This window comes from Citrobacter meridianamericanus (assembly GCF_041320245.1).
Lineage (GTDB): Bacteria > Pseudomonadota > Gammaproteobacteria > Enterobacterales > Enterobacteriaceae > Citrobacter > Citrobacter meridianamericanus.
In genome coordinates this window covers 4,775,927-4,792,848 of sequence record NZ_CP101036.1, presented here as the reverse complement: position 1 = coordinate 4,792,848, position 16,922 = coordinate 4,775,927, and the positions used below count along the sequence as shown (strand labels likewise).

The window sequence follows — 16,922 nt, the reverse complement described above, 5'->3', positions numbered from 1 at the left end:
GTGATGCAGATTGAATGATTTTGCGTAATGAAAAGCACTTACCAAATTCGCTTGGTCATAGGCCTGATAAGCGCAACGCCATCAGGCATTCTGAACTTTTTGCGCAGACTGGACGCGTAAATGATGTAGTGCGCGCAAGCATTGATCCTGAGTGAGCTTTTGCGCCTTATCACTCGTCAACGTTCTGACAAATACCTGACAGGGTACGCCCGCTATTTTTTTCAGCCGAGGGCTGAAATCGAGAAGACGACGAGTAATGGCTTCGGCTTCTTTGCTGCCGGAAAGGGCGCGAGTTTTTACTACCGATCCACAGAACTGGACTTTCCCTTTTTCATCCTTATAACGATAGATAATCGCCAGATAATGATTAAACAGGTTATGCTTCCATTCTGGTTGTGTATAAGAGTCGTATTCAAGATTGTCGTTTTGCTGGCAATCAACATCATACAGCGGCAGAAAATCCAGTAGTGATGTAATTCGTAGCGCCAACTCCCGCATGCCTGCATTATTTATTGCATGAATAATTGCATGGACCAGCACTTGAATCTGTAATTCATTAACCCGTAGTTCGTGCGTTTTTCCGTCATGCAACGTCAGAGAAAATGTTAAGTTTTCCCCTTTATTATTCACTAACATGAGCGAATTTATGCGAAAGTTAATATCCGCGTTCCTTAACTCATCTTCCTGAATTAAAGGGATATTTTCGTGCATTTTTTTGCTGGCTTTGTCACGTTCTTTTTCATATTGCAAACGAGCGTCTTCGCTAAGCTGGTGCTTTGTATAGAGTCTGCTCTCGAGCGCGATAAGCAGATCTCTTAGTCCAAGCGGAGAGAGAAAAAATAACGACTCTTTATTTCTTGGTTCTTTAATCTTCAATGCCAAAGCAACAAATTCATTCTTCTGACGAATAACGCCGGTATTAATACCTTTAATACTGATAGTCATCAAAGGTTCTCCCTAACCATATATTTATTAAAAATCTAGATTTGACCTGATTTATATGTTTTGCAAATAATAAATTGCGCGCCGCGAGTTAAAATAGCACATATTAAAAGTGCGACTCCACCTACAGGGATATTAAATAATCGCGATCGATAGCGAGTGTCCGAAATCGGACACTCAATAATGACTATTGTTGGCGTAACTGCAGATCCAACGGTGTTTTACTTGGTTCTCCACCAATTTCACGTGCCAGTTTAGGGACCATATAGCCGGAAACCAGTGTCAGCAGCTCACGCATAATACGACGCGCTTCATCGTCGCTGACCATAAAGTGGGCGGCACCCTGCACTTTATCCAGTACGTGCAGGTAATAGGGCATCACACCGGCATCAAACAGCGCGTTACTCAGGTTGGCCAGCGTTTGTGCGTTATCGTTCACGTCACGCAGCAGTACGCTTTGGTTGAGAAGCGTGACGCCTGCAGCACGCAGTCTGACCATCGCCTGGCGAAATGTCTCATCGACTTCATTCGCGTGGTTAATGTGATTGACCAGCAGAATTTGCAGGGAAGAGTGCGCAAAACGTTCGATCAGTCCTTCAGTAATACGTGCTGGGATAACAATCGGCAAACGGCTGTGAATACGCAGACGCTTAATATGCGGGATGTCTTCCAGTTGCGTGAGCAGCCAGTCCAGTTCATGGTCTTTAGCCATTAACGGATCGCCACCGGAGAAGATAATCTCATCCAGCTCAGGATGTGCGCTAATGTAGTCCAGAGCGACCTGCCAGTTGCGCTTATTGCCCTGGTTTTCAGCGTACGGGAAGTGTCGACGGAAGCAATAGCGACAATTTACTGCACAACCACCTTTAACCAACAGCAGCGCACGGTTGCGATATTTATGCAGCAGACCGGGAACCACGCTGTGCTGTTCCTCCAGTGGATCGGTGGAGTAGCCAGGTGCAGAAACGAACTCTTCCTGAGAAGTCAGTACCTGACGCAGAAGAGGATCGTCCGGATTGCCTTTTTCCATGCGGGCAATAAACGTACGTGGTACGCGCAGGGCGAAAAGCCGTCTCGCGTCGCGTCCGGCCAACAGTTTTTCATCTGCGTCGATATTCAAAAGATGCAGAAGTTCATCAGGATCGGTCACAACATCGGCAAGTTGCGATAACCAATCTTCTCTGGATGGGGTATTTAGGGTTACAATATGCGCCATTTTGTGGCTTAGCTACCAGTTAACAATTTTCAGAGGGCCTTATGGCAACGTACTATAGCAACGATTTTCGTGCTGGTCTTAAAATCATGTTGGACGGCGAACCTTATGCGGTTGAAGCCAGCGAATTCGTTAAACCAGGTAAAGGCCAGGCATTTGCGCGCGTTAAGCTGCGTCGCCTGCTGACCGGTACTCGTGTAGAGAAAACCTTCAAGTCTACTGACTCCGCTGAAGGCGCAGACGTAGCTGACATGAACCTGACCTTCCTGTATAGCGACGGTGAGTTCTGGCACTTTATGAATAACACCACTTTCGAACAGCTGGCTGCAGACGAGAAAGCGGTAGGCGATAACGCCAAATGGCTACTGGACCAGGCTGAATGCATCGTGACCCTGTGGAACGGTCAGCCGATCTCCGTGACTCCGCCGAACTTCGTTGAGCTGGAAGTTGTTGAAACCGACCCAGGTCTGAAAGGTGATACCGCAGGTACTGGCGGCAAACCGGCTACCTTGTCCACCGGCGCAGTCGTTAAAGTTCCGCTGTTCGTACAGATCGGCGAAGTGATCAAAGTGGATACTCGCTCAGGCGAATACGTTTCTCGCGTAAAATAAGATATCTCATTGATTATATGGCGCAGGTTACTGCGCCATACTTTTTCCAGGGCAGGAATGATGAAACGTCTTCTCGGTCTTGTAATGCTCATTTCTTTCACCTGCACCTTGTTGACGGGGTGTAATACCGCGCGCGGCTTTGGTGAAGACATCAAACATCTTGGCAGTTCAATCTCTCACGCCGCCAGCTAATCCTCTCTCATAGTCTTAAAAATGGTTGTTTATCCATCATCCTTGCGGATCTTGTCTATTATTAAGTAGCTATACACAAACAATATTGGCTAGAAAAGGAAGACGTTATGATTAAGAAGACAATTGCTGCGATCTTTTCTGTGTTGGTACTTTCTTCTGTATTAACCGCGTGTAACACCACGCGAGGCGTAGGGCAGGATATTTCTGAAGGCGGTAGCGCCATCTCTGGTGCAGCGACAAAAGCTCAGCAATGACCATCAACGGTACGACGTTGTGTCGTACCGTTAATTACCTTTCTCGGCTAGTGAGAGAAACGGCGAGAATCGATTCCCCAGGTGCAGTTTCATGCGGATATTCCGTTTATAGGTGTAGACTGTCTTGCCATGAATGCTGAGGGCGGCAGCTATCGCATTGTTACTCACACCATCCATCCACATCGATAATACTTTCTCTTCCTGGGGCGTAAGCAGCGGAGACGCGTTTTCGCCGATTTCTAAGGTGGGACGAACCTGGAGCGCCTCCTGAATGGTGTTCGAAAGTGCGTTCAGAGTGGCGTGCTTAGTTAAAACCGAATGGGCGACGGATTGAGGGGAAGCAAGAGAGGGATGTAATCTGTCAGCTGATTGCAATAAAATCAGCGGAACGACGCCGCAGCTCATAAAAAAGGGCGTAATTGGCGGGCTGGGATGCGTCTCGCTAATAAAACTGTATAAATCCGCGATCACCAGATGCGGCTTCCACTGCAAAATATGCTCTTTTGCTAACAGGAGGTTATTTATTCCTGATACCAGAAATGAGGAGCTGAACCTGCCGGAATGATTAAGCAAGGCCTCAATCCCTGTGCGAGTATAGTGGCACCGGTCAATCACTAAAATTTTAAGCATAACCTTTTCGCATTCAGAAGAGAGGCAATCGACTTTCTGGATTCAGAAAGCCCTTCATCATAGAGAACTCCGATGAGCGCCAAACGCGGGAACTACGCCGCTAATTATGCTTAATTCTTGCTTTTAGTAGGTTGCGAATAAAAAGGTTGAAATTCATTTTCTTCCGGGCAAAAATGCCATTTCACACATCAGCTTTGCAGGACGACCTGCAAACGCTTCTTTCACCGGGGACGGCCCCATTGTTCTGGAGCCTGATATGTCCTGGATCGTTTTATTAATTGCAGGTCTGCTCGAAGTTGTCTGGGCGATTGGCCTGAAATATACCCACGGTTTTACGCGTTTGACGCCAAGCATTATTACCATTGCGGCGATGATCGTCAGCATCGCCATGCTATCCTGGGCAATGCGTACGTTGCCTGTCGGGACCGCTTATGCCGTATGGACCGGTATTGGCGCAGTTGGCGCAGCAATTACCGGGATTCTGCTGCTGGGTGAGTCTGCCAGCCCGGCGCGTTTACTGAGCCTCGGACTGATTGTTGCCGGCATTATTGGCCTGAAGCTGAGCACCCACTAAGCGCCTGGTTGTTTTACCCAAATCAGTTTATTTACCTCAAACCCTTCCCGGGTCGCGACAGCCAACATTTGCTGTTTTATTTCGTCTGAAATAGTCGGGGTCCGTGAAAGGATCCATAGGTAGTCGCGATCCGGCCCGCAAACCAGCGCGTGACGATATTCCCTGTCGAGCGCAATCACGTTATACCCGCCATAGAAAGGGCCAAAGAACGAGACCTTGAGCGCAGCGCGGTTTGGATCGCCGGTGAAATAGGCTTTACCCTCGGTTTTCTGCCACATTTCCCTGTCAGGGTTATAGCCCTTGTTGATCACATTGATGCCGCCATCGTCGCGCAGGCTGTAGGTTGCGGTCACTTTTTCCAGTCCACGCTCGAATCGATGGTCGAAACGCGCAATTTCATACCAGGTGCCCAGATAGCGTTTGGCATCAAAGTTATTCACCACGGTAACGCCTTTCGGCGGTGTAGGGGTACTGCAAGCAACAACCAGAAATGCAGCCGTAACTGCAGCAACGACGGGCAGAATGCGCATAGTGTTTTCCTTACTGTTTTTTGTTAAGTGTAGATGACAGCAGGAAAAAAAGATCAAGAATGGAGGTCCGATTTACCGGACCTCTTTGTCAGTTATTGCAACTTTTCCAGGATGCGCCAGGCGGCCTCTACGCGAGCCGGGTTAGGGTAGCTTTTGTTTGCCAGCATCACGATGCCAAGTTTTTTTTCTGGCACGAAGGCAACGTAGCTGCCAAATCCGCCAGTAGACCCTGTTTTATGCACCCATGAGGCTTTCACGGCCGGGGCTGGCGGATTTACCTCAACGGCGGGAAGTGCTGCCAGCGCTACTTTGCTGTCGCTACCGCTGATTATCGAGTCGGCTTTCACCGGCCAGTTAAGCATCTCCCAGCCCAGTCCCTGATACATATCGCCAATACGCCAGTAACGTGATTGCGCAAGCTCAATGCCCTGCTGGAGCGTTTTCTCCTTAACCTGGCTGGCGTCCATGTTGGCCTGAACCCAACGAGTCATATCGACGACGCTGGATTTCACGCCATAGGCTTCGGCATCAAGTTGTCCGGGGGAAACATGCACTGGCTTTCCTTCGCGATAGCCCCAGGCATAATCTTTTTGTTCGCTCTGTGGAACCGTAATCCAGGTATGCGCCAGTTTTAAAGGCTGCAGGACGCGTCTGGTTAGCGCCTCTTCATAGCTCATCCCTGAAGGTTTCACCGCTAGTGCGCCAAACAGGCCAATACTGGAGTTAGCATAGAGACGTTTAGCACCTGGAGCCCATTGCGGCTGCCAGTTTTGATAAAAGCGCAGTAATGCGGCTTTATCCGTAACGTCGTCGGGGATCTGAAGCGGCAGACCACCCGCCGTATAGGTGGCTAAGTGCAGCATGCTGATACCCCGCCATTGTTTGCCCGTCAATTCTGGCCAGTATTGCGTGACCGGATCGCTGAGCTTGATTTCGCCGCGGGCGATAGCATCGCCACCCAACACGCCGTTGAACGTCTTACTGACCGAGCCAAGTTCAAACAGTGTTTGCTGAGTAACGGGACGGTTATTGGCGATATCGGCTTTACCCCAGGTAAAGTAATACGGTTTCCCCTGGTAGATAATCGCCACGGCCATACCCGGAATAGCCTGTTCTTGCATCAGCGGTGTGATGGTGCGATTGACGATATCGGCAATGTGTTGTTCTGTTTTTGACGCGGCAAACGTTGAGAAAGAGGCTGTCAGCAGCAACGCGCAGCATATTGATTTTTTCATCATGAAATCAGTTCCGTTATAAAAAGCGAAAGAGTGTCCGGGCCCGTCAGACGCAATCAGTGTGTTTGATTTGCATCGTGTTGACAAACGGTTAAATTTAGCAGCAGATATAAGTTTTTCTAACAGGCCAGATGATGACGCGTCGCTATATCCCTCTAAACTCGCTGCGTGCTTTTGAAGCCGCGGCCAGACATCTCAGTTTGACCCGTGCTGCGATTGAACTCAACGTGACGCATTCTGCAATTAGCCAGCATGTAAAATCACTAGAGCAGCAGCTGAATTGTCAGCTTTTCGTGCGTGGTTCTCGTGGGTTAATGCTGACGACTGAAGGAGAAAGTCTGTTACCTGTACTTAATGACTCTTTCGATCGTATGGCGGGGATGCTGGATCGTTTTGCCACTCAACAGACTCAGGAAAAACTTAAAATTGGCGTGGTAGGGACTTTTGCGGTCGGCTGTCTTTTCCCTCTGCTGAGCGAATTTAAGCGCAGCTACCCGCATATTGATTTGCACATTTCCACCCATAATAACCGCGTGGATCCCGCTGCCGAGGGGCTGGATTATACCATTCGCTATGGTGGTGGTGCCTGGCACGATACCGATGCGCAATATTTATGTAGCGCGTTGATGTCTCCTCTGTGTTCACCGACATTGGCTTCGCAGATTAAAGTACCTGCGGACATCCTGAAATTTTCGTTACTGCGATCGTATCGGCGTGATGAATGGGCGCTTTGGATGCAGGCCGTCGGAGAAGCGCCGCCGTCACCGACGCACAACGTGGTGGTGTTTGATTCGTCCGTCACCATGCTGGAGGCCGCGCAGGCGGGGATTGGTGTGGCAATCGCCCCAGTCAGAATGTTCACGCATTTGCTCAGTAGTGAACGTATCGTCCAGCCGTTTTTAACGCAGATTGATCTGGGGAGTTACTGGATAACGCGTTTGCAATCTCGCCAGGAGACACCTGCGATGCGCGAGTTTTCACGTTGGTTGATCGGGGTATTGCACAAATAAAAAGGCCCGCCACTGGCGGGCCTGAAATTAACGTATGCGATTAGATGGTCAGGATACCAATCGCCGTTACAACGGTCAGGATCGCTGCCAGGCCGTAGAATACCCATTTGCCAGCAGGCACGTGGATTTTCAGGTCATGCATTGCGTGGTGCATACGGTGTAAACCGCACCACAGCGGCAGAACGATCATCAGGAACAGAAACGCACGTCCGATGAAGCTCTGAGCGAATGCCAGTACGCGTTCATAGGTGAAGGCATCAGGAACAAAGCCCAGCGGCAGCATAATGCCGACCAGCAGGATCATCACTGGCGCAATGATTGCGCTCCACATACCGCCTGCACCAAACAGGCCCCAGAATACGGGTTCGTCAGAGCGTTTTGGATTTGGATTAATCATTCCGGACTCCTTACCAGAACAGGGCAACAAACAGTATTACTACTGTCGCAACCACAGTAACTGCCCAGAGACCTTTGATGATCGGCTCTGGCCCCATTTTTTCGTCTTTTACGATGATGTTGGCGGCTTTAGGCGCCAGCTCAAACCAGGTTTTGGTATGCAGCAGCGCTGCTGCCAGGGCGATAATGTTCAGGATCACCACCACCGGGTTTTGTAAAAAGGCGACGAAGCCCATCCAGGACTCTGCACCATGCTTGAGTGCAAACAGGCCGATAATCAGTTCAATGCTGAACCAGACTGCCGGAACTGCCGTGCCTTCGTGCAGCATGTAAAAACGATAAAATGGCAGCTTTTTCCACCAGGTGGACGTCATAGGACGCACATAGGGTTTGCGTTTAGTCGTCATCGTGCACTCCTTAGCGTGGTTTCAGGGTAGCGATAAGAAAGTCTTTTGAACTTTCAACTTTACCCTGCTGAATGGCCGCAGCCGGATCGACGTGTTTCGGGCAGACTTCGGAGCAGTAGCCCACGAAAGTACAGGTCCAGACGCCGTTCGGGCTGTTCAATTGAGCCATACGCTCCTTCTTACCGTGGTCGCGGCTATCTTCGTTGTAACGATGCGCCAGCGTAATCGCAGCCGGTCCAATGAACTCAGGGTTCAGGCCGAACTGCGGGCACGCGGCGTAGCACAGACCACAGTTGATGCAACCGGAGAACTGATGATACTTCGCCATCTGCGCCGGAGTCTGGGTGTTTGGTCCCTGATCCGGTGTACGCGGGTTACCGATGATGTACGGCTTGATTGCTTCCAGACTTTCGATAAAGTGCGTCATGTCAACGACCAGGTCGCGCTCGATCGGGAAGTTGCCCAGCGCTTCAACCTTCATACCGCTGGTGTAATCACGCAGGAAGGTTTTGCACGCCAGTTTTGGCACATTGTTGACCATCATGCCGCAGGAGCCGCAGATCGCCATACGGCAGGACCAGCGGTAGCTCAGGTCCGGCGCCAGGTTATCTTTGATGTAGCCCAGCGCATCCAGCAGTGACGTGGTTTCATCATAAGGAACTTCGTAGAAAGCACTGTGCGGCGCGGTATCGGTTTCCGGGTTATAGCGCACCACCTCAACTTTCAGGTTTTTCATCTCAGCCATTCGCCTTCTCCTTCTTATCGGCTGCTTCCGCTTCGCCACCGTAAACACGTTTAGCCGGTGGCAGAGTGGTGATTTTCACGTCGCTGTATTCCAGGCGAGTCGTGCCGTCAGCATCGCGGAAGGCGAGGGTGTGTTTGAGGAAGTTCACGTCGTCACGCTCGGTGCAGCCTTCATCCAGACGCTGGTGCGCGCCGCGGGATTCTTTACGTGCCAGAGCGGAGTGCGCCATACATTCAGCAACGTTCAGACCGTGACCCAGTTCGATGGTGTACAGCAGGTCGGTGTTGAAGACGCTGGAAGTATCAGTGATACGTACGCGCTTGAAGCGCTCCTGCAGTTCCGCCAGCTTATCAACGGTTTTCTGCATGAGTTCCGGCGTACGGTAGATACCGCAACCTTCTTCCATGGAAATACCCATTTCGTCACGGATCTTAGACCAGTTTTCGTTACCTTCCTGGTTAACCAGATCTTTCAAGCGTTTTTCAACGCCAGCAACCTGTGCATCCAGAGCAGCACTGTTTGCAGCGCCAGCCGTTGCAGCGCGTTCCGCAGCTTGTTCTCCGGCCATACGACCGAAGACCACCAGTTCCGCCAGAGAGTTGGAGCCCAGACGGTTAGCGCCATGCAGACCAACAGAGGAACATTCGCCGACAGCGAACAGACCTTTAATGCGGGTTTCACAGTGCTGATCGGTTTCGATACCGCCCATGGTGTAGTGTGCTGTCGGACGTACCGGGATCGGTTCTTTAACCGGATCGACACCCACATAGGCTTTCGCCAGTTCGCAGATGAACGGTAAACGTTCGAGCAGTTTTTTCTCGCCGAGGTGACGCAGGTCGAGGTGAACAACATCGCCACGCGGAGTGGAAATGGTGTTGCCTTTGCGCCATTCGTGCCAGAAAGCCTGAGAAACTTTGTCGCGCGGACCGAGTTCCATATATTTGTTTTTCGGCTCGCCCAGCGGAGTTTCTGGGCCCATGCCGTAGTCTTGCAGATAACGGTAGCCGTTTTTGTTGACCAGAATACCGCCTTCACCGCGGCAGCCTTCAGTCATCAGGATACCGGAACCTGGCAGACCCGTCGGGTGATACTGAACGAATTCCATATCACGCAGTGGAACGCCATGGCTAAGTGCCATGCCCATACCGTCGCCGGTTACGATGCCGCCGTTGGTGTTGTAACGGTAAACACGACCTGCACCGCCCGTCGCCATCACAACGGCGTTAGCACGGATCTGCACCAGCGTGCCTTCCATCATGTTCATGGCTACCAGGCCGCGAGCATGACCATCGTCAACAAGGATATCCAGAACGAAGTGTTCATCAAAGCGCTGAATCTGCGGGAACTGCAAAGATGTTTGGAACAGCGTATGCAACATGTGGAAGCCGGTTTTATCCGCGGCAAACCAGGTACGCTCGATTTTCATACCGCCGAAGCGACGTACGTTGACGCTACCGTCTTCACGACGGCTCCATGGGCAGCCCCATTGTTCCAGTTGCGTCATTTCAGTTGGGCAGTGGTGGACAAAGTAATCCACGACATCCTGCTCACACAGCCAGTCTCCGCCTGCTACCGTATCGTGAAAATGGTAGTCAAAGCTGTCATGATCCTGCGCGACAGCAGCAGAGCCGCCTTCGGCAGCAACGGTATGGCTGCGCATTGGGTACACTTTTGAGATCAGTGCGATTTTAGCGTTGGGATTTGCTTGTGCGGCAGCAATTGCTGCACGCAATCCCGCGCCACCGGCGCCTATAATGGCAAGATCGGCTTGAAAGGTTTGCACGACATTCCTCCAGATTGTTGTTATTTCATTCCTGCCTGAAATCAGATGCTTCATCGGCTCCAAACAGGTTATGAACGCGTTTCCACTGCTCCTTTATAGGTACAATAGTATAGTCTCAGGGATGTGCGGGAAATTTGACGTGTTCGATTTTTTTAGCGTGTCACAGGGGGGAATTATCATTGAATTTGATTAATTTAATTACTAAACCACCCTATGTCGCTTTTTTTACCCAATTGCTTGTACAGATTACTGGGGCGCGAAATTTGTCTCGTTAACGCGATACGAGTAGACTTCGTGCCCTTGTCTTAAATCGGAGAAACAACCATGAGCGAAACGGCAACCTGGCAGCCGAGCGCGTCCATCCCCAATCTGTTAAAACGTGCAGCAATTATAGCGGAGATTCGCCGCTTTTTTGCCGATCGTGGCGTGCTGGAGGTTGAGACCCCTTGTATGAGTCAGGCAACGGTAACGGACATCCATCTGTTCCCGTTCGAAACGCGTTTCGTCGGCCCGGGGCACTCTCAGGGGATGAATCTCTATTTAATGACCAGTCCGGAATACCATATGAAGCGCCTGCTGGTGGCAGGGTGCGGCCCGGTGTATCAACTGTGCCGCAGCTTCCGTAATGAAGAGATGGGGCGCCATCATAACCCTGAATTCACCATGCTCGAGTGGTATCGTCCGCACTACGATATGTATCGCCTGATGAACGAAGTGGATGATTTGCTTCAGCAGGTGCTGGACTGCTCGCCTGCGGAAAGTCTCTCTTACCAGCAAGCCTTTCAGCGTCATCTGGAGATAGACCCGTTGTCTGCGGATAAAACCCAACTGCGGGAAGTCGCGGCGAAATTGGATCTCAGCAATATCGCTGATACCGAAGAAGACCGGGACACCTTACTGCAACTGCTGTTTACGATGGGCGTTGAGCCGCATATTGGCAAAGACAAACCGACGTTTGTGTATCATTTCCCGGCCAGTCAGGCATCACTGGCGCAAATCAGTACCGAAGATCACCGCGTGGCTGAACGTTTTGAGGTTTATTACAAAGGTATTGAGCTGGCAAATGGTTTCCATGAATTGACCGACGCGCGTGAACAACAGCAGCGGTTTGAACAGGATAACCGCAAACGTGCCGCACGAGGCTTACCGCAGCAACCTATCGACACCAACTTGCTGGAAGCGTTAAAAGTAGGCATGCCGGATTGTTCTGGCGTGGCGCTGGGCGTTGACCGTCTGGTGATGCTGGCGCTGGGCGCAGAGAGCCTGACTGAGGTTATCGCATTTACCGTCGATCGCGCGTAACTGACTCTTCTTCAATACAACGTGGCGGTAAAATCGCCACTTTGTAGCATATTTTTTCATTTTCCCTCTAATAGCCACAATTTACTCCTGGATATTTGATATCGTTCAGGTATCAATTCTGTGTTGATTTATCTATCGCTGAACTCTGCAAAGAGAGCAGTGCCAATCGGTGAGCGGCGTTAGTTAAACGCTTGCCAGAGAAAGGGATGGTTTAATGACCCAAACAATAAAAAAGATGAGCCTGATTGGTCTCATCCTCATGATATTTACGTCAGTTTTTGGATTTGCTAATAGCCCATCGGCTTTCTATTTAATGGGATACAGTGCTATTCCATGGTATGTATTTTCTGCATTATTATTCTTTATTCCATTCGCCTTAATGATGGCTGAAATGGGTTCTGCCTATCGTAAAGAAGAGGGCGGTATCTATTCCTGGATGAATAATAGCGTTGGACCACGCTATGCCTTTATCGGCACCTTTATGTGGTTCTCTTCCTATGTTATCTGGATGGTCAGCACTGCGGCGAAAGTCTGGGTACCTTTTTCAACCTTCTTATTTGGCGCAGACATGACGCAACATTGGCGTATCGCGGGGCTTGAGCCTACGCAGGTCGTCGGACTGCTCGCCGTTGGCTGGATGATTCTGGTGACCTGCGTGGCCTCCCGGGGTATTAATAAGATTGCCCGTATTACGGCAGTAGGCGGAATTGCCGTAATGTGTCTTAATTTAGTTCTGTTGTTAGTGAGTGTCGCTATTTTGTTATTAACTGGTGGCCACTTTGCTCAGGATATTAATTTTATCTCCTCGCCTAATCCGGGATATCAGTCCGGTCTGGCCATGCTGTCATTTGTGGTATTTGCCATTTTTGCTTACGGTGGAATAGAAGCCGTGGGTGGATTAGTTGATAAAACGGAAAAACCCGAAAAGAATTTTGCGAAAGGCATTGTTTTTGCCGCGATTGTGATTTCTGTGGGTTATTCGCTGGCTATTTTTTTATGGGGTGTTAGTACTAACTGGCAGCAGGTATTAAGTAATAGCTCGGTTAACCTCGGCAATATTACTTATATCCTGATGAAAAGCCTTGGGATGACGTTGGGTAATGCGCTGCATCTTTCCCCTGAGACCGCGATGGCGATGGGCGAATGGTTCGCGCGTATTACCGGACTTTCTATGTTCCTCGCTTATACCGGCGCGTTTTTCACGCTCAGCTACTCGCCGTTGAAAGCGATTATTCAGGGTACGCCGAAGGCATTGTGGCCCGCACCGATGACCAAACTGAATGCGGTGGGAATGCCGACGACCGCAATGTGGTTGCAGTGTCTGTTGGTAAGCCTGTTTATCCTGCTGGTTTCGTTTGGCGGCGATACGGCTTCAGCGTTCTACAACAAACTGACCCTGATGGCGAACGTTTCGATGACGCTGCCGTATCTGTTCCTTGCGCTGGCATTTCCGTTCTTTAAATCCCGCACGGGTCTGGAAAGACCGTTTGTTGTCTTTAAAACCCGAGCGGCGACGCTACTGGCAACAGGCGTGGTAGTACTGGTGGTGACGTTTGCCAACGTATTCACCATCATCCAGCCGGTAATTGAAGCCGGGGACTGGAACAGCGCATTGTGGATGACCGGTGGCCCAATCTTCTTCTCGCTGCTGGCGATGGCGATTTATCAGAACTACAGCCGCCGCAAGGTCAACGAACCTGAGTGGGCGGTGGAATAAACATCCTACCTAATCCGGCCTACAAAGAAGCATCTTCGTAGACCGGATACGCTGTAGCCGTCTGTTTACAAACTTCCCGCCGGGCGACTGCCTCTGCCCGCAGAACTTAACGTTCTACCCGTTTGCTTACCCCCCAGACTCTCCAGACGCATCTGGAACGGTGGGAATGGCATATCGATACCGTGCTCGCGGAAACCAGCCAGTATCAGCTGATGGATCTCGTGGCGCAGCGGCATACGGTGCCCCATCTCTGCGGCATAGATACGCAGTTCGAAGATTTGAATCCCCTGCTGCAGGTCAACCAGAAAGACTTCTGGCGCCGGGTTATCGATAACCAGTGAACAGCGGTGTGCGGCAGTAAGCAGGATCTGCGTCACTTCCTCGCTGTTCGCCTCCGACGGTGCCGGGATGGTTAACACTACGCGGGTGACCGAATCTGACAACGACCAGTTGATAAACTGCTCGGTGATAAAGGCTTTGTTGGGCACGATGATCTCTTTGCGGTCCCAGTCGCTGATGGTCGTGGCGCGGGTATTAATTTTCGTCACGCTACCGGTAAGATCGCGAATTGTCACCGTGTCGCCAATGCGGATTGGTTTTTCAAACAGGATAATCAGGCCGGAAATAAAGTTGGCGAAGATTTCCTGCAAACCAAAGCCCAGACCAACACCGAGAGCCGCCACCAGCCATTGCAGTTTGGACCACTCAATACCGATCATCGAGAAGCCAACCAGACCGCCAATCAGCATTAGCAGGTACTTGGTGATAGTGGTGATGGCGTAACCGGTGCCGGGGGTTAAATCCAGATGTTGCAGCAGCGCCAGTTCCAGCAACGCGGGCAGGTTGCGTACTAATTGGGTGGTGATGATAAACACCAGAATTGCGATAAGCACTGCACCCAGCGTTATCGGCTCCAGGCTTTCCACGCCCTGCACCGTAGAGGTGACATCCCACAGCGAGATGTTTTCCAGGAAGCCAAAAGCGGAATGAATTTCTGACCACAGCACAATGACCGAGAGCAGGGCGATAAGCATCAGGATAGAACGCACCAGACGCAGCGATTGCGCGCTGATAGCATCCAGATCCACTTCGCTTTCATCAACATCAATTGTGCCTTCAAGACTGGTGGAATGCGGCGGTTCTTCTTCACCCCGCGCGCGCTGCGCAAGCATTTCGGCGCGTCGATGCTTGGCGCGATCGAAGGCCAGGCGGCGGCGCTGGATCAGCATCCAGCGGCGGATGACGTGATAAACCACCAATAACAAGAACCAAATCGCCACGGACGTTTCCAGACGTGCCAGCAACGCTTGTGACGTGGCGAGGTAGCCCACGGCTGCGGCGAGAATAGCAATCAGCGGCGCGCCCATCAGCATATTCCATAGCATGCTGTTGACCATGTTGTCGCTGTTGCCCTCTTTATCGAGGTACAGCGGTATCCCGGCGCGTTTCAGGCTCAGGGTTACAACCGCCAGCGCACCGCAAATCAGAATAAAGCACAGACGTCCCAGTGAGGCGGAGAATTCCCGATCATTGAGATTATCAAACATAATCACCGCCATGATCAGCGGGACAATCAGTCCGATGCTCATCAGGTAATAGTGCATGGCTTTCGCGACGCGGTTACGTGGCCAGCCAAAGTGGGCAATGAACAAACCGTTGGGACGCGCAAAGGTGGCGCAAATCATTACCGCCCATAGCATAGGCACCGTGGCGGTAACGCCATCGCCGATAGCAACAGCCAGCGGGTAAGGCCAGGCTTCCTGCAACCCGTAACCGAGCGTTGCCCACAGCACCGGCAACGGCGAAGCGACGAGTATTGACCAGAAAACCGTGCGTATCGTCAACCAGAAGTGGTCCTGGGTGACTTTCCCGACCCGCGCTGATGAACGCTCCAGAAAACGGGTGAAATGTTTGCGCGAAGAGAGGCTAAAGCCAACCAGCACCAATGCCGCGAAAAGCGGTAGCAGCGTTTCTTTGCTGGTCAGCATCATGATGCTGGCTTTACCCAACTGATTAAACGTATCTAATGAGATCAAACGCCGCAAATCCTGAACGATGTCGACAGGCCAGGAGAGCGAGATGGGGCTGACGTCTGACGTCCAGAACAGATAGCGGTGCGTTGCTTCGTTGACCTCTTTTAGCGCATCTTCCAGTTGGCTGTTGGAGACCTTGAGTTTGGTCAGCTCAAGGATCAGGGTATCGCCACCCTGTAACAGAGAGTTCAGCAACTCACGCTGGGTGCGTAGCTGGGCGTTGAGAATGCTGCTCTGTTCAGCAGTTAGCGGTTGTCCATCGGCCTGATGAATCTGACGCAGTTGTGGCTGTTTGTTGAGGAGATCTTCATAGCGCATACGGTGCACGCGTAGCTGCGCCATTTCGGTATCCAACTGCTGGGGTTTGGGCATTTCCGGTAAACGGGATACCTGCGCGCGCAGCGCTTCTCCCAGCATATTTGAGACCCCAAGCCATTGGGACTGCTCTCGCAGCGTATTCAATGCCTGGCGCACCTGTAATGTTTGACTGGCGGCCTGACGCTGTTGCGAGGCAACCAGGTCCATACGCTGCGCCTGCTGGTTTAAGGCCTGAGACAGTTCGCGGTTAACTTTGAACTGGTCAACAATGCCTTCCGGCAGCCCCGCGCTGTTTTCCGCCAGCAGTTCGGTGCTTTCCAGCGCTCGCTCTGCTTCACGCTGGCGCTGACTGTTGAGTTGGTTGCGCAAAGCCTGCAGGTAAGTATCAAGCTGTTGGCTCTGTTTTTCCGCCAGCTCTGAGCGCATACGTGCCAGTTCCTGGCGGTTATTGGCGGAAAGCTGCGCCAGCTCCAGTTCATCGACCAGAGCTTTGAGTTTGGCGGATTCAGCCTGCATCGCCTGATTCTGCGCGGGATTCGCGTTGGCGGCACCAATACGTCGCTCAAGCTCATTGAGCTGGCGGCGGGCATCGGTTTGCTGTTGAGGAAGCTGACTTAAGGAGTCGGCGATTTCCCGGGCGCGATCCTGCTCCTGCTGGGCCTGACGACTCTTTTCCAATAGCTGGCTGCTGACCTGGAGGATCTCCTGATTTAACGCATCGGTGGTGAGTCCGGTTGGCACATTGCGCGGTTCATCGCGCAGGTTGCTAAGCTGCGCGCGTAATGTTGCAGACAGCTTGGGGAAGTTATCAATAACCTGTTGATATTGTTGGGCGCGCTCGAGAGATCCTTTACGCTCCTCAAGGGCATTCAGCGCGGACTGGAGCGCCTCGACGGTTTCTGGCTGAGCGGGTTTTGCCGCCTTTGCCTGCTCCAGTTCCTGGGTGAGTTGTTTGGCATCGGGGGCCGTCGCAGCGTACGCCCCCAGGCTGAGGCACCAGGCCATCAGAAAAGTGATAATCAGGCGCACA

At 51.5% G+C, this 16,922-nt stretch carries 17 protein-coding genes; 7 read left to right on the top strand and 10 right to left on the bottom strand.

Going from position 1 to position 16,922, the window contains the following annotated elements; all coding sequences use genetic code 11:
* Positions 1 to 81: 81 nt before the first annotated feature.
* Entirely contained in the window at positions 82 to 945 is an 864-nt protein-coding gene (gene yjeJ / locus NMD08_RS23345) for a YjeJ family protein (RefSeq protein WP_187259227.1), read from the bottom strand.
* Between the two features lie 184 nt (positions 946 to 1,129).
* Positions 1,130 to 2,158, bottom strand: coding sequence for an EF-P beta-lysylation protein EpmB (epmB, locus tag NMD08_RS23340; protein ID WP_151217319.1), 1,029 nt, complete (start codon positions 2,156 to 2,158; stop codon positions 1,130 to 1,132).
* 41 nt (positions 2,159 to 2,199) lie between these two features.
* On the opposite strand from epmB, the gene efp reads away from it, so the two are divergent.
* The 3 genes from efp (at position 2,200) to ecnB (ending at position 3,212) form a co-directional block, all read left to right on the top strand.
* The gene (gene efp, locus NMD08_RS23335; protein ID WP_003025478.1) at positions 2,200 to 2,766 is read left to right on the top strand and encodes an elongation factor P; all 567 of its coding nucleotides are present in this window, start codon (positions 2,200 to 2,202) and stop codon (positions 2,764 to 2,766) included.
* 57 nt (positions 2,767 to 2,823) lie between these two features.
* Complete coding sequence (locus NMD08_RS23330) at positions 2,824 to 2,958, top strand: entericidin A/B family lipoprotein (protein ID WP_151217320.1); 135 nt, start codon at positions 2,824 to 2,826, stop codon at positions 2,956 to 2,958.
* Between the two features lie 107 nt (positions 2,959 to 3,065).
* The gene (ecnB, locus tag NMD08_RS23325; protein ID WP_370619166.1) at positions 3,066 to 3,212 is read left to right on the top strand and encodes a lipoprotein toxin entericidin B; all 147 of its coding nucleotides are present in this window, start codon (positions 3,066 to 3,068) and stop codon (positions 3,210 to 3,212) included.
* 30 nt (positions 3,213 to 3,242) lie between these two features.
* Here the strand turns inward: ecnB and NMD08_RS23320 are convergent, their stop codons facing one another.
* Complete coding sequence (locus tag NMD08_RS23320) at positions 3,243 to 3,842, bottom strand: LuxR C-terminal-related transcriptional regulator (RefSeq protein ID WP_151217322.1); 600 nt, start codon at positions 3,840 to 3,842, stop codon at positions 3,243 to 3,245.
* 256 nt (positions 3,843 to 4,098) lie between these two features.
* Between NMD08_RS23320 and sugE the strand changes: the two genes are divergently transcribed.
* On the top strand, positions 4,099 to 4,416 hold the full coding sequence (sugE, locus tag NMD08_RS23315; protein WP_000118520.1) for a quaternary ammonium compound efflux SMR transporter SugE: 318 nt from the start codon (positions 4,099 to 4,101) through the stop codon (positions 4,414 to 4,416).
* Here sugE and NMD08_RS23310 read toward each other — a convergent pair.
* Positions 4,413 to 4,946 (bottom strand): lipocalin family protein, encoded by a 534-nt coding sequence (locus tag NMD08_RS23310; protein WP_151217324.1) that lies wholly within the window; start codon positions 4,944 to 4,946, stop codon positions 4,413 to 4,415. The two genes, sugE and NMD08_RS23310, sit on opposite strands and share 4 nt — an antisense overlap.
* Before the next feature lie 92 nt (positions 4,947 to 5,038).
* Complete coding sequence (locus NMD08_RS23305) at positions 5,039 to 6,184, bottom strand: class C beta-lactamase CMY-179 (protein WP_187259226.1); 1,146 nt, start codon at positions 6,182 to 6,184, stop codon at positions 5,039 to 5,041.
* A gap of 131 nt (positions 6,185 to 6,315) precedes the next feature.
* On the opposite strand from NMD08_RS23305, the gene ampR reads away from it, so the two are divergent.
* Positions 6,316 to 7,191 (top strand): LysR family transcriptional regulator AmpR, encoded by an 876-nt coding sequence (ampR, locus tag NMD08_RS23300; protein ID WP_151224455.1) that lies wholly within the window; start codon positions 6,316 to 6,318, stop codon positions 7,189 to 7,191.
* 40 nt (positions 7,192 to 7,231) lie between these two features.
* Here the strand turns inward: ampR and frdD are convergent, their stop codons facing one another.
* Genes frdD through frdA form a run of 4 tightly spaced genes read right to left on the bottom strand, consistent with a single transcriptional unit; the run spans position 7,232 to position 10,522 of the window.
* Positions 7,232 to 7,588, bottom strand: a complete 357-nt coding sequence (gene frdD / locus NMD08_RS23295; RefSeq protein WP_103768662.1) for a fumarate reductase subunit FrdD — start codon at positions 7,586 to 7,588, stop codon at positions 7,232 to 7,234.
* Positions 7,589 to 7,598: 10 nt separating this feature from the next.
* On the bottom strand, positions 7,599 to 7,994 hold the full coding sequence (gene frdC / locus NMD08_RS23290; RefSeq protein ID WP_370619164.1) for a fumarate reductase subunit FrdC: 396 nt from the start codon (positions 7,992 to 7,994) through the stop codon (positions 7,599 to 7,601).
* A gap of 10 nt (positions 7,995 to 8,004) precedes the next feature.
* Positions 8,005 to 8,739, bottom strand: coding sequence for a fumarate reductase iron-sulfur protein (frdB, locus tag NMD08_RS23285; protein WP_137384014.1), 735 nt, complete (start codon positions 8,737 to 8,739; stop codon positions 8,005 to 8,007).
* A complete protein-coding gene (gene frdA / locus NMD08_RS23280) occupies positions 8,732 to 10,522 on the bottom strand; it encodes a fumarate reductase (quinol) flavoprotein subunit (RefSeq protein ID WP_048212906.1) in 1,791 nt (596 codons plus the stop codon). The genes frdB and frdA overlap by 8 nt, the downstream gene beginning before the upstream one ends.
* 324 nt (positions 10,523 to 10,846) lie before the next feature.
* Between frdA and epmA the strand changes: the two genes are divergently transcribed.
* Positions 10,847 to 11,824, top strand: a complete 978-nt coding sequence (epmA, locus tag NMD08_RS23275; protein ID WP_048236296.1) for an elongation factor P--(R)-beta-lysine ligase — start codon at positions 10,847 to 10,849, stop codon at positions 11,822 to 11,824.
* A 214-nt stretch (positions 11,825 to 12,038) separates the two neighbouring features.
* Positions 12,039 to 13,541 carry a glutamate/gamma-aminobutyrate family transporter YjeM gene (gene yjeM / locus NMD08_RS23270; protein WP_187253595.1) on the top strand — a complete coding sequence of 501 codons (1,503 nt, stop codon included), beginning with the start codon at positions 12,039 to 12,041 and terminating at the stop codon, positions 13,539 to 13,541.
* Between the two features lie 65 nt (positions 13,542 to 13,606).
* Here yjeM and mscM read toward each other — a convergent pair whose 3' ends face one another.
* Positions 13,607 to 16,921, bottom strand: coding sequence for a miniconductance mechanosensitive channel MscM (gene mscM / locus NMD08_RS23265; protein ID WP_151217329.1), 3,315 nt, complete (start codon positions 16,919 to 16,921; stop codon positions 13,607 to 13,609).
* Position 16,922: the final 1 nt, after the last annotated feature.

What these genes read in the sequence shown, in the direction of transcription:
- yjeJ (WP_187259227.1), bottom strand. Translation starts at nt 945, where the DNA reads ATGACTATCAGTATTAAAGGTATTAATACCGGCGTTATTCGTCAGAAG.
- epmB (WP_151217319.1), bottom strand. Translation starts at nt 2,158, where the DNA reads ATGGCGCATATTGTAACCCTAAATACCCCATCCAGAGAAGATTGGTTA.
- efp (WP_003025478.1), top strand. Translation starts at nt 2,200, where the DNA reads ATGGCAACGTACTATAGCAACGATTTTCGTGCTGGTCTTAAAATCATG.
- NMD08_RS23330 (WP_151217320.1), top strand. Translation starts at nt 2,824, where the DNA reads ATGATGAAACGTCTTCTCGGTCTTGTAATGCTCATTTCTTTCACCTGC.
- ecnB (WP_370619166.1), top strand. Translation starts at nt 3,066, where the DNA reads ATGATTAAGAAGACAATTGCTGCGATCTTTTCTGTGTTGGTACTTTCT.
- NMD08_RS23320 (WP_151217322.1), bottom strand. Translation starts at nt 3,842, where the DNA reads ATGCTTAAAATTTTAGTGATTGACCGGTGCCACTATACTCGCACAGGG.
- sugE (WP_000118520.1), top strand. Translation starts at nt 4,099, where the DNA reads ATGTCCTGGATCGTTTTATTAATTGCAGGTCTGCTCGAAGTTGTCTGG.
- NMD08_RS23310 (WP_151217324.1), bottom strand. Translation starts at nt 4,946, where the DNA reads ATGCGCATTCTGCCCGTCGTTGCTGCAGTTACGGCTGCATTTCTGGTT.
- NMD08_RS23305 (WP_187259226.1), bottom strand. Translation starts at nt 6,184, where the DNA reads ATGATGAAAAAATCAATATGCTGCGCGTTGCTGCTGACAGCCTCTTTC.
- ampR (WP_151224455.1), top strand. Translation starts at nt 6,316, where the DNA reads ATGACGCGTCGCTATATCCCTCTAAACTCGCTGCGTGCTTTTGAAGCC.
- frdD (WP_103768662.1), bottom strand. Translation starts at nt 7,588, where the DNA reads ATGATTAATCCAAATCCAAAACGCTCTGACGAACCCGTATTCTGGGGC.
- frdC (WP_370619164.1), bottom strand. Translation starts at nt 7,994, where the DNA reads ATGACGACTAAACGCAAACCCTATGTGCGTCCTATGACGTCCACCTGG.
- frdB (WP_137384014.1), bottom strand. Translation starts at nt 8,739, where the DNA reads ATGGCTGAGATGAAAAACCTGAAAGTTGAGGTGGTGCGCTATAACCCG.
- epmA (WP_048236296.1), top strand. Translation starts at nt 10,847, where the DNA reads ATGAGCGAAACGGCAACCTGGCAGCCGAGCGCGTCCATCCCCAATCTG.
- yjeM (WP_187253595.1), top strand. Translation starts at nt 12,039, where the DNA reads ATGACCCAAACAATAAAAAAGATGAGCCTGATTGGTCTCATCCTCATG.